At 71.5% G+C, this 12,177-nt stretch carries 9 protein-coding genes; all 9 read left to right on the forward strand.

Annotation, left to right across the window (positions count from 1 at the left end; all coding sequences use genetic code 11):
- Window positions 1-83: 83 nt before the first annotated feature.
- Complete coding sequence (locus AC1ROY_RS33100) at window positions 84-1,205, forward strand: FAD-dependent oxidoreductase (protein WP_493153218.1); 1,122 nt, start codon at window positions 84-86, stop codon at window positions 1,203-1,205.
- Window positions 1,202-2,806, forward strand: a complete 1,605-nt coding sequence (locus AC1ROY_RS33105; RefSeq protein ID WP_493153219.1) for an acyl-CoA dehydrogenase family protein — start codon at window positions 1,202-1,204, stop codon at window positions 2,804-2,806. The genes AC1ROY_RS33100 and AC1ROY_RS33105 overlap by 4 nt, the downstream gene beginning before the upstream one ends.
- 68 nt (window positions 2,807-2,874) lie before the next feature.
- Window positions 2,875-4,419, forward strand: a complete 1,545-nt coding sequence (gene crtI, locus AC1ROY_RS33110; RefSeq protein ID WP_493153220.1) for a phytoene desaturase family protein — start codon at window positions 2,875-2,877, stop codon at window positions 4,417-4,419.
- Window positions 4,416-5,996, forward strand: a complete 1,581-nt coding sequence (locus AC1ROY_RS33115) for a phytoene desaturase family protein (RefSeq protein WP_493153221.1) — start codon at window positions 4,416-4,418, stop codon at window positions 5,994-5,996. The genes crtI and AC1ROY_RS33115 overlap by 4 nt, the downstream gene beginning before the upstream one ends.
- A complete protein-coding gene (locus tag AC1ROY_RS33120) occupies window positions 5,993-6,736 on the forward strand; it encodes a lysophospholipid acyltransferase family protein (protein ID WP_493153222.1) in 744 nt (247 codons plus the stop codon). The genes AC1ROY_RS33115 and AC1ROY_RS33120 overlap by 4 nt, the downstream gene beginning before the upstream one ends.
- A 2-nt stretch (window positions 6,737-6,738) precedes the next feature.
- A complete protein-coding gene (locus AC1ROY_RS33125) occupies window positions 6,739-7,812 on the forward strand; it encodes a glycosyltransferase family 2 protein (protein ID WP_493153223.1) in 1,074 nt (357 codons plus the stop codon).
- Window positions 7,809-9,434 carry a squalene/phytoene synthase family protein gene (locus AC1ROY_RS33130; protein WP_493153224.1) on the forward strand — a complete coding sequence of 542 codons (1,626 nt, stop codon included), beginning with the start codon at window positions 7,809-7,811 and terminating at the stop codon, window positions 9,432-9,434. Before AC1ROY_RS33125 ends, AC1ROY_RS33130 begins: the two co-directional genes overlap by 4 nt.
- Before the next feature lie 32 nt (window positions 9,435-9,466).
- Window positions 9,467-10,732: a hydroxysqualene dehydroxylase gene (locus AC1ROY_RS33135; RefSeq protein ID WP_493153225.1), complete on the forward strand. Its 1,266-nt coding sequence runs from the start codon at window positions 9,467-9,469 to the stop codon at window positions 10,730-10,732.
- The gene (locus tag AC1ROY_RS33140; protein WP_493153226.1) at window positions 10,729-12,051 is read left to right on the forward strand and encodes an aldehyde dehydrogenase family protein; all 1,323 of its coding nucleotides are present in this window, start codon (window positions 10,729-10,731) and stop codon (window positions 12,049-12,051) included. The genes AC1ROY_RS33135 and AC1ROY_RS33140 overlap by 4 nt, the downstream gene beginning before the upstream one ends.
- Window positions 12,052-12,177 lie beyond the last annotated feature (126 nt).

Genomic DNA, 12,177 nt, shown 5'->3' on the forward strand with positions numbered 1-12,177 from the left:
GGCGGGCAAGCTGGCATGCCGCGGGGCCGGCATGCAATCGCGGCGCGCTTCCATGGGGACGGAGGCTCGGGCAGGATGGGGGGATGGAAACGCGTCCGACTGCCCTCGTCCTCGGGGCCGGAATCATGGGGCTTTGCGCGGCCTGGGGGCTGCTGCGCGAGGGATTTTCCGTGCGGATAGTCGACCAGGCGCCGCCGCCCAATCCGCGCGGGTCGTCGGTGGACCACCACCGGCTGATCCGCCACGCCTATGGCGCGCAGGCCGGCTACATGCGGATGGTGGACGCTGCCTATGCCGCCTGGGACGAGCTCTGGGCCGATCTCGGCGAGGTGCTGCACGTGCCGACCGGCGTGCTGGCGACCGGCGAGGCCAGCGGGGAATGGCTGCGGGACAGCCGCGCCGCCCTGCGCGCCGATGGCCGGGCCGTCACGGACCTGTCCGCGGCCGAGGTGGTGGCGCGCTTTCCCTATGTCTCCGGCGAAGGCCTCGCCAGCGCCTTCTGGTGCCCGGAGGGCGGGGTGCTGCTGGCCGAGCGGATCGTGGCCGCGCTGGCGGCGCATGTCGTCGCTGAGGGCGCGGTGATCGAGACGGCGCGGGCCGTCCGCGTCGATGCTATCAGCGCATTGCTGGTCCTGGAGGATGGCGGGACGCGGAGCGCGGACGTGCTGGTGGTTGCCGCCGGCCCGTGGATTCCGCGGCTGCTCCCCGCGCTCGGCCAGCGCGTCACCGCCTCGCGGCAGGTGCTGGTGCGCTTGGCCCCGCCGCCGGAGCTGGCCGAGGGCTGGGCCCGCGCGCCCATGATCCTGGACCTCGACGGGGGCTTTTATCTGGTCCCGCCGGTCGCCGGCACGCCGCTGAAGATCGGCGACCACAGCTTCTCGCTGACAGGCGACCCGGACGATCCCGACCGCGCGGCCGATCCGCGCGAGGCGGAGCGCATCCTGGAGCTGGCACGCCGGCGCATCCCGGGGCTGGACCGCTTCACGCAACTCGGCGCGGCGACCTGCTTCTACGACGTTGAGCCGGAGGAACGCTTCGTGGTCGAAAAAATCTCGCGGCGGGCCTGGGTGATGTCGGGCTTCTCCGGCCATGGCTTCAAGTTCGGCGCGGTGCTGGGGCGGCGGCTCGCGGAGGCCATCGCGAGGCCCGAGCTGGAGGGTTTCATTCCCAGCTGGGCCGCGGGCGACGAGGCGGTGCCGGCATGACGACCCAGACCGAGGACATCCTCTTCGCGCTGACCCGGCTGCACGCGATGCCCGAGACGGGCCTCGGCGAGGGCGACATCGCGGCGCTGCTGGAGGAGATGCAGAAGTTCGCGATGGAGGTGGTCGAGCCCGGCCGCCTCGAGGCCGACCGCATCGGCGCGCGCTTCGAGAACGGCGTCGTCACCTGCCCGCCCGGCTTCCGCGCCGCCTATGCGGCCTGGATCGAGGGTGGTTGGCAGGGGCTCGCCGCCGCCGAGGCGCATGGCGGGCAGGGGCTGCCCTTCGCGCTCTGGGCCGCGCTGAAGGAGATCCTGACCACGGCCGACATGGCCTTTTCGCTGTGCCCCACACTGACCGCCGGCGCGATCGAGCTGCTGGAGCGCTACGCCACGCCGGAGCAAGCGGAGAAGTGGCTGCCCGAGCTGGTGAGCGGCCGGTGGAACGGCACCATGTGCCTGACGGAATCTCAAGCGGGCAGCGACCTTGCCGCCGTGCGCACCAAGGCCGAGCCGCTGGGCGATGGCCGCTACGCGCTCACAGGCCAAAAAATCTTCATCACCTATGGCGCGCATGACCTCTGCGCGAACAGCCTGCATCTGGTGCTGGCGCGGCTGCCGGACGCGCCGGCCGGCTCGCGCGGCATCAGCCTCTTCGCCACGACCACGCTGCGGCCGGACGGCACGCCCAACGCGCTGCGCTGCGGCGGCATCGAGCGCAAGCTCGGCATCCACGCCTCGCCCACCTGCATCATGCTCTTCGAGGGCGCCGAGGCGGAGCTGATCGGCGAGATCCATCGCGGCCTGCCGGCCATGTTCGCCATGATGAACAACGCCCGGCTGCAGATCGGCATCGAGGGCGTCGCCGCCGGTGCCCGCGCGCTGCATCTCGCCGAGACCTATGCGGCCGGGCGCGTCCAGGGCGGCCGCGCCATCGCACGGCACCCGGACGTGGCGCGCATGCTGGCCGAGATCCGCGCGACCACGCTGGCCGGCCGGTTCCTCGCGCTGGAGGCCGCCGTCGCCGCCGACCATGCGAAGCTGGGTGATGCGGCGGCCGAGGCGCGACTCGCGCTGCTCACGCCCATCGTGAAGGCCTGGTGCACCGAGCGGGGCGTGCAGAACGCCAGCCTCGGCGTGCAGATCCACGGCGGCATGGGCTTTGTCGAGGACACCGGCGCGGCCCAGGTGCTGCGCGACAGCCGCATCGCGCCGATCTACGAGGGCACCAACGGCATCCAGGCGCTCGACCTCGTCACGCGTAAGCTGCCGCGCGACCAGGGCGCCGTGCTGCGCGGCATCCTGGCCGAGGCGCGTGCCACCGACAGCCGGCTGGCCCCCGCACTGGACGCGCTGGAATCCGCCACGAGCTGGATCCTGTCCGCCTCGGCTGAGGAGGCCGCGGCCTCCGCCACCGCCTATCTGGAGGCCTGCGGCTGGGTGCTCGGCGGCGCCCTGCTGGCCCGCGCGGCAAAGCTCGATGATCGTTACGCTGGTATCGCCGATTTCTATCGCGCACGCCTGCTGCCGCGGGCACAGGCGCATTGCTTGGAGGTCCTGGGGGCGGCCGAGCTGCTCGCGCTTCTGCCGGCCGATGCGGCTTAGCATCCGCTCGGCCTCTTGCGCGTTCAGGGCGACACCGCATTTGTCATGAACCCCGGACAGGACCCCGCATGAACGCGCCGCTGCCTGCCCCATCCCTGCGCCGTCTTCGCCCGCACGTCGCCGTGATCGGCGCGGGGCCTGGGGGTCTCGCGGCTGCCATGCAGCTTGCAGCCTCCGGCGCCCGGGTGACGCTCTTCGAGAAGGACAGCGTGGTCGGCGGCCGCACGCGCACGCTGACATCGCCGGAAGGTTACCGCTTCGACCTCGGCCCGACCTTCTTCCTCTACCCGCGCATCCTGAAGGAGATTTTTTCGAGCTGCGGCGCCGACCTCGATCGGGAGGTGGAGCTCATCCGCCTCGATCCGCAGTACCGCCTGATCTTCGAAGGCCAGCCCGACGCCGTGCTGGAAGCGACCTCGGATCTTCCGCGGATGGAAGCGGCCATCGGGGCTCTCGCGCCCGGCGACGTCGCGGGCCTGCGTCGCTTCATGGCCGACAACCGCCGGAAGCTCGAGGTCTTCCGGCCCTTCCTCGAGCGCCCCTTTCTCCGGCGGCGCGACATGATGACGCCGGGCGTGATGAAGAGCCTGCCGCAGCTGCGCCCGCACCGGCAGGTGGACCAGGAGCTGCGCCGCTACTTTGCCGACCCGCGTGTGCGGCTGGCCTTCGGCTTCCAGACGAAATACCTGGGCATGTCGCCGTTCAAGTGCCCGTCGCTCTTCACCATCCTGAGCTTTCTGGAATACGAGCACGGCGTGTACCACCCGCGCGGCGGCTGCGGCGCCGTGAGCGACGCCATGGCGCGCGTGGCAGAACGGCTCGGCGTGGAGATCAGGTTGAACACGCCGATCGATCGCATCGCCTTCGCGGGACGCCGCGCCATGGGCGTCGAGGCCGGCGGCGAGCACATTGCCGCCGACGCCGTCGTCCTCAACGCCGACTTCGCGCATGCGGTGCCGAAGCTGGTGCCCGACCACATCCGCAAGGACTGGTCGGACCGGAAGATCGCGAAGGCGCGCTACTCCTGCTCCACCTTCATGCTCTATCTCGGCGTCGAAGGGGCGTTTCCGCAGCTCGCGCACCATAACGTCCTGCTGGCCGAGGAATATCAGCGCAACATCCGGCAGATCCAATCGGGCGAGCTGCCGGATGTGCCGAGCGTCTATGTCCAGAATCCCTGCGTCACCGATCCGGGCATGGCGCCGCCGGGCCACTCCGCGCTCTACGTGCTGATTCCGGTGCCGAACCTGCGGCACGGCTGCGACTGGAGCGTCGAGGCGCCGCGCTATCGAAGGCTGGCGCTGGAGCGGCTGAAGACGCTGGGCCTTGGAGACATCGAGCCGCGCATCCGCTACGAGCGCATCGTCAGCCCGCAATCCTGGCAGGACGAGTTTTCCGTGGGCTATGGCGCGACCTTCAACCTCAGCCACGACCTCATGCAGATGCTCAGCTTCCGGCCGCGCAACCGGTTCAACGACACGCAAGGCCTGTACCTGGTGGGCGGCGGCACGCATCCCGGCTCTGGCCTGCCGGTGATCTACGAGGGCGCGCGCATCACCGCGAAGCTCGTGCAGGAGGAGCTGGCGCTGACGCCGAATCCGGTGATGGCGTGAGCGCGCATGTGGTGGTCGTGGGCGCGGGGCTGGGCGGCCTCGCCGCCGCCTGCGTGGCCGCTGCGCGCGGCTATCGCGTGACGCTGCTGGATAAGAATCCCTGGCTTGGCGGCAAGGCCGCGCAACTTTTTCTCGACGCGCCGGACGGTTCGGGACGGTTCCGCTTCGACATGGGGCCGACCATCCTCACGGTTCCACGCGTGCTGCGCCGCATCTATGCCGAGGCGGGGCGCGACCAGGCGAAGGAGCTGCCGCTGATCCGCCTCGACCCGCAATGGCGCTGCTTCTTCGAGGACGGCACGCGCATCGACCTGATCGAGAATGTCGATGCCATGGCGCGCAGCATGGACGAGTTCGTGCCCGGCTCCGGCGTCGGCGATGGGTATCGAAAATTCCAGCGCATCTCGAAGCACCTGCACGGCGTGTCGGAAAAATTCTTCTTCTGGAAGTCGGTCGAGGGCATCGGCGACACGCTCGACATGAAGCAGAACTTCTCCCCGAACACGCTGAAGGATGTGCTGGCGCTGCGCATGGGCCAGACCGTCGCGAAGGTCATCCGCGGCCATGTGCCGGACGAACGGCTGGCGCAGATGCTGGACCACTACTGCCAGTATGTCGGCAGCAACCCCTATCTCGCGCCCGCGGTCCTGGCGTCGATCGGCGACATGCAGGCGAGTGAGGGCGTGTGGTACCCGGTCGGCGGCACGCGCGCGGTGGCAGAGGGGCTGGCGAAGCTGGCCGGCGAGCTGGGCGTGGAGCTGCGTCCAAACAGCGATGTCGCGATGTTCGGCATCGAGAACGGCGCGATATCCTCCGTCACGCTCGCCACCGGCGAGCGCATCATGTGCGATGCGGTGATCTCCAACATGGATGCGATCCGCACCTACAAGGAGCTGGTCGGCGGTCCCACGGGCGAGGCCTATGCGAGGAAGGGCTACGAGCCGGCCTGCTCCGGCGTCGTGCTCTATCTCGGCCTGAACCGGCGCTACGAGCATCTCGCACATCACGACTTCGTCTTCTCGCGCGACGCCGAGGAGGAGTTCGACGCCATCTACAAGCGCGGCGAGCCGGCACCGGATCCGACGGCCTATCTGGCAGCGACGGCAGCCACCGATCCGACCAGCGCGCCGGAGGGCGGCGAGGCGCTCTACGTGCTGGTGCACACGCCGCACCTGCGCCCGCACCATGATTGGGAAGAGCTCTTCCCCGGCTACCGCCAAAAAATTCTCGACAAGCTGAAGCGCACCGCGGGCCTCGAGGACATCGAGAGCCGCATCGTCGTGGAGCGCCGCCTCACGCCCGTGGATATCCACGAGCGCTACCGCGTGCTCGACGGCGCGATCTACGGTCTCGCCTCGCACGGCGCCTTCACCGGGGCCTTCAAGCCGGGCAACCGCAGCCGCGCGGTGAAGGGGCTCTACCTCGCCGGCGGCGCCGCGCATCCCGGCCCCGGCATGCCCATGGTGATGATGAGCGGCTGGATCGCAGCCGACAGCCTGGACCGCGACCTCGGCGGACGCGGCATGGGCCCCGAGGCGGAGCTGGCGGGGCGGCGCGAGGCCGAGCTCCTCGGGTGACTGACACCGTCGCCCTTCGCTCGGAGCGCGCGCTGCGCTTCTTCGACTGGGCCTTCCGGCGTCACTTTTCCGGCAGCTTTTGCGCGCTGCGCCTGGCGCGCTGGGGCGAGCCTCACGCCCCGGCAGGAAGGCCGCTCATCATCCTCGCGAACCATCCGGGCTGGTGGGACGGCGTGCTGCTGATGCTGCTGTCGCGCCGCCTCTTCCCGGACCGTCCGAGCTTCGTGCCGATGGACGCCGCTGCGCTGCAAAGATACGGCTTCATGCGCCGGCTCGGCGTCTTCGGTGTGGAGCAGAATTCGGCGCGTGGTGCGCTGCAGTTCCTGGAGACGGCGAAGGAGGTGCTGGCCGATGACAGCCACATCCTCTGGATGAACGCCCCCGGCCGCTTCGCCGATCCGCGCGAGCGGCCGGTCCCGCTGGCGCCTGGCGTCGCGCGCCTGTCCCGCATCGCGCCCAGCGCGATGATCCTGCCGCTCGCCATCGAATATACGCATTGGACGGAGAAGCGCGGCGAGGCTCTGGTGGGCTTCGGTCCGCCCATCGAGGCGGTGGACGAGGAGGGCATCCGCATCGCGATGACCGAGACCATGGACCGCCTCGCGCAGGATGCCATCAGCCGCGACCCCGCGCGCTTCCGCGTGTTGGTCGAGGGCGGGCGCGGCATGGGCGGGGTCTACGGACTCTGGCAGCGCCTGCGCTTCGCGCCGGAGCACGATCCGCGCGCGCGGCGGGGCTAGGCATGGAGCCCGCGCACATCGCCCTGGCGCTCGCGCTGCTGCCGGCCATCTTCGGGCTCATCAACCTGGTCCGCCTGCCCGTCGCGCGCGGCACGCCGCCCACGGGGACGCGCGTCTCCATCCTCATCCCGGCACGCAACGAAGCGCAGAACATCGGCGCCTGCGTCGAGGCGGCGCTCGCCTCCACTGGCTGCGAGGTCGAGGTGCTGGTCATGGACGACGGCAGCACCGACACGACTGCCGCCATCGTCGCCGGATACCCCGGCGTCCGGCTGTTCCAGGCGCCGCCGCTGCCGCCGGGCTGGACCGGCAAGGTCCATGCCTGCGCGTGCCTTGCCGAGGCCGCGACCGGGACGCATCTCCTCTTCATCGACGCCGATGTCCGGCTCGCGCCGCGGACCGCCGCCGCCATGGCCGCGCGTGGAACGCCGATGGTGAGCGGCGTCCCACGCCAGCGCATCGGGGGGCTCGGCGAGGCGCTGACCGTGCCCTTCATCAATTTTCTGTTGCTTTGCTACCTTCCCTTCGGCGGCCGTGTCGCGACACGCCAGCCGGGTCTCGCCGCCGCCTGCGGGCAGCTTCTCCTGGTCGAGCGCGCCGCCTATGACCGGGCCGGCGGCCACGCTGCCATCCGTTCCGTGCTGCACGATGCCCTCGCCCTGGCCCGCCGCTTCCGGCAATCCGGCGCCGACACTGAGATCGTGGATGGGGCCCGTCTGGCCGCCTGCCGCATGTACGGAAGCTTTCCGGAGGCCTGGGCGGGCTTCCTCAAGAACGCGCGCGAGGGCATGGCCACCCCCCTCGGCCTGCCTGTCTGGACCGTGCTGCTGGCTGGCGCCCATCTCTGGCCCTGGGCGCTGCTGCCCTCGCCGGAGGCGGTCGCCACGATCCTGCTCACCTTCGCCCTCCGCGCCGCCGTCACCTGGCGCAGCCGCGAGCCCTGGTGGACCGTGCCGCTGCACCCCCTCACCGTCCTGGTCGCCCTGGCCCTGCAATGGACCGCCCTGGTGCGGGGGCTGCTCGGCTATCCGGCGGGCTGGAAAGGGCGCGCATATCCCGGCACAAGACCGGCATGAACGACCTGGCTGCCCCGGAGACCCCCAACCGGGACCACGACACGGAGAATTTCCCCACGGCCTCGCTGATCCTGGCGAAGCCCGTGCGGGCCAAGGTCATGGCCTTCTACCGCTTCGTCCGCATGGCCGACGACATCGCCGACAGCCCGAGCCTGGTGCCCGCCGAGAAGCTGGCCCGACTCGACGCCATGGAGGCCGCACTGGACGATCCGGGGACCGCCCTGTCCGTCGCCGCGAACATGCAGCGCCAGCAGGTCGGCATGGAGGAGGCGCGGCGCATGCTTTCCGCCTTCCGGCAGGATTCGGAGCAGCACCGCTACGCCGAGTGGACCGACCTCGAGGATTACTGCACCCGCAGCGCCGATCCCGTGGGCCGCATGCTGCTGCGCCTGCACGGCACGGATTCCGCCGAGGCGAAGCACGCGGCGGACGGGCTCTGCACCGCCCTGCAGATCCTGAACCACCTGCAGGATCTTGTGCCCGATCGCGACAGCCTGGACCGCGTCTACCTCCCGCAATCCTGGCTGGCCCTGGCCGGCGGCGAGGCAGCCTTTTTCGAGCCCGGCAACACCCGCCGCCGGGAAATCCTCGACGCCGCGCTGGACCGGGTGGAGGATCAGCTCGACCGTGCCGCCGCCCTGCCGCGCCTGGTGGAATCGCGGCGCCTGAGGATGCAGTCCGCCATGACCATCGGCCTTGCCCGCAGGCTCCTGGCGAAGCTGCGGACAGCGGACCCGGTGCTGGGCCGGGTCGCCCTCGGCAAGGCCGACGTCGCACGCGAGGCGCTGGCCGCGCCCTTTCCGACCGCTTCCGACGCCGAGGTCGTCGCCGATCGCGTGCGCCGCGCCGGCTCCTCCTTCGCGCGCGGCATGGCGACACTGAAGGGCGACCGCCGCCGCGCCCTCTGGGGCGTTTACGCCTTCTGCCGCGTGGTGGACGACATCGCCGACGGCCGCATGCCCGAGGTGGAGAAGCGACGTCTCCTTGCTGGCTGGCGCCGGAAGCTGACCACGCCGGACTGCGCCCTCTCGCGCGAGCTCGCCTGGGCGCGCGGGGCCTTCGACATTCCCTATGCCGAATGCGACGCCATGATCGCCGGCATGGAGACCGACGCCGGCGACCGCGTGCGCCTGCCCGACGAGGCCGCGCTCGACCTCTACTGCCGCCGCGTCGCGGGCAGCGTGGGCGCGATGAGCGTGCGCATCTTCGGCGATCCCAAGGCCGAGGCCTGGGGCCTGGCGCTCGGCCACACCTTCCAGCTCACCAACATCCTGCGCGACGTGGACGAGGATGCCGTGCGCGACCGCGTCTATGTGCCGCTCAGCGTGCTGAAGATGGCCGGCATCCCGGATGGGACTGCGCAATCCATCGTGGAGCACGCGGCCTTTGCCGGCATCTGCAAGGAGATCGCCGGCCGTGCCGCCGGCGGCTATCTCCAGGCCGAGGCGATGCTGCCGCGCCATGACGTCGAGGCGCTGCGCCCGGCGCGCGTGATGATGTGGGGCTATCGGCGCATCCTGGACCACATGCTGGCGCGCGGCTGGTCGCTGCCGCGCGTGCGCGCGAGGCTGACGAAGGGCGAAAAGCTGCGCATGGCGGTCTTCGCCGTCACGGGGCGATGACGGCTCCGTCCGATCGTGACGCGAAGCGGCACGTGAATCGGCCGGGCGATGATCCTGATCGCGGCGCAGAACGGCCGGGCATCGGTGTCGTCCATGTGGTGGGCGCCGGCATGGCCGGGCTCGCCGCGGCGCATGCGCTGGCGACGCAGGGCCGCATGGTCACCCTGCACGAATCCACGCCCGGCGCCGGCGGCCGGGCCCGCGCGCTGCCCGACGGCACGGACAACGGCACCCACGCGTTGATCGGCGCCAACACCGCCGCGCTCGGCTTCCTCGACGCCATCGGCGCGCGGCAGTTCTGGCTGGAGCCCGAGCCGGATGGGCTGCCCGTGCTCGACCTCGCCGACGGCTCCGCGCGGCGCGTAGCGCTTTCGCCCTTCGGCTGGTGGCGCGCGGACCGCCGCCCCGCCGGCGTGACCTTTGGAGCGGTGCTCGCCATGGCCGGCATGGCGCTGCCCGGCGAGGACCGCACCATCGCGGAATCGATGCGCGCGCACCCTGCCTTCCTGCGCGGCTTCGTGGATCCGCTCGTGATCGCGGCGCTGAACACGCCCTCCGCCGAGGCCTCGTCGCAGCGTCTAGGCCAGGTGCTGCGCCGCCTGGGCGCACCGGGCGCGACGCGGCTGCTGGTTGCGCGGCGCGGCCTGGGGCCGGACCTGGTGGAGCCGGCGCTGGCGGCGCTCGCCGTGGCCGGCGCCGCCTATCGCCCGGGCCATCGTCTGCGCGGCCTCGCTCAGGAGGACGGCCGCGCCACTGCGCTGGTCTTCCAGGACCACGAGACCCCGCTTGCGCCCGCGGACCGCGTGATCCTGGCGCTCCCGCCCTGGGAAGCGCAGCGCCTGCTGCCCGACCTGCCGGTGCCCGAGGCGCACGCGCCGATCGTGAACCTTCACTTCGCGCGGGAATCGCCAGGCCCTGAGCGCTTCCTCGGTCTGCTGGGCGCGCTGTGCCAATGGGTGCTGATCCGGCCGGCCGGCATCGCCGTCACCGTGAGTGCCGGCGATGCCGAGGCGGATCAGGAAGTACAGGAACTGGCCCCCCGCGCCTGGGCGGAAATCCTCCTGGCCGTGCGCGCCTTCGGTGTCGCCGGCGACTGGCCCGAGGCCCCGCCGCCCTGCCGCGTCGTGAAGGAGCGCCGCGCCACGCCGCGCCATCGCGTGGGTCATGTCCCGATTCCGCCGCGCCTGCCGCTCGCCAACCTTGCCCTGGCCGGCGACTGGACCTGGCCTGACCTGCCGGCGACCATCGACGCCGCCATTCGTTCCGGCCTCGCCGCCGCGCGCGCCCTGCCCGGATGACGCCGGCGGACGCCCTGGCCCGCCTCCGCACTGCCGAGGCCGAGGATGGGGCGCCCGACCTCGCACAGCGCCGCGTGTTGCTCGCCGCGCTGCGCCGATCGGTGGTGTCCCGCGCCGACGCCATCGCGGACGCGGCCAGCGCTGATTTCGGCCTGCGCGACCGGACCGACACGCTGCTGGCCGACGTCCTGCTCGTTGCCGAGGCCGCAGCCTATTCGCGCCGCTGGCTGCGCGACTGGGCGCGCCGGAGGCCCGCGCCGGTGCCGCTGCCCTTCCGGCCCGCACGCGCCTGGACGGAATGCGTGCCGAAGGGCGTCGTCGGCATCATGGCGCCGTGGAACTATCCGCTGCAGCTCGCGCTGCTGCCGGCGATCGACGCCATTGCCGCGGGAAACCGTGTCGTGCTGAAGCCCTCCGAGGCCGCGCCGCGCATCGCCGCGCTGATCGAGGAGATCGCCGCCGAGGCCTGGGGGCCGCGTATCGCCGCCGTGGTGCAGGGCGGACCCGATGTCGCGCGCGACTTCGCTGCGCAGCCCTGGGACCACCTGGTCTTCACCGGCGGCACGGAGACCGGCCGCAAGGTGATGCAGGCGGCCGCGGAGCACCTCACGCCGCTGACCCTGGAGCTCGGCGGCAAGTGTCCGGCGCTGATTCTTCCCGGCGCCGATCTCGCCCGCGCCGCGCGCGACATCCTCACCGCGAAGGCCGTCAATGCCGGGCAGACCTGCGTCGCGCCCGACACGGTGCTCCTGATCGGTCACACCGCGGCGGATTTCGGGCGAGTGGCCCAGGCCAGCGGCATTGCGGAAACGGGCACCGTCATCATCAACGCCGCGCAGCAGGCCCGGCTCGACCATATCGGCGCCGGCGTTACCATCGCCTGGATGGGGCCCGGCCCAGACGCACTCGGCCTCGCTTTCTCGCGCGGTGGCCTCGCAGGGGAAGAGATCTTCGGTCCCATCCTGGCCATGGAGGAATGCGCGGGGCTGGACGCGGCCCTCGCCTGGATCCGCGCCCGTCCGCATCCGCTGGCCATCTACGCCTTCGGCGCCACGCGCGCCGAGGAGGCGGCCATTGCCGTCGCCACGAAGTCCGGCGCGCTGCTGATCGGCCGGGCCCTGGACTACGCGGCCTTTCCTGGCCTGCCCTTCGGCGGCATCGGCGCCTCCGGCTTCGGGCGCCGCAACGGAGAGGCTGGCTTCCGCGAGTTCAGCAACCTCCGCGCCCGCGTGCGGCATGGCGGGTGGAGCCTGTCCCGCCTCCTCGACCGTCCGCGGGCCGCGACGGCGCGGCGTCTTGCGCGGTGGCTGTTGAGGTAGCGTTTAGTTTTCTTTGAAGGCTCTGTTGAAGGAGTCTCGGATGGGCTGTGCGAGGTAGTTCCAGAAGGTTCTCTGTCCGAGGCTGATATGGGCTTCGACGGGCATGCCTGGTGTGAGGGTGACGCC

It is taken from the genome of Roseococcus sp. GW821-FHT12F05, from assembly GCF_058806835.1.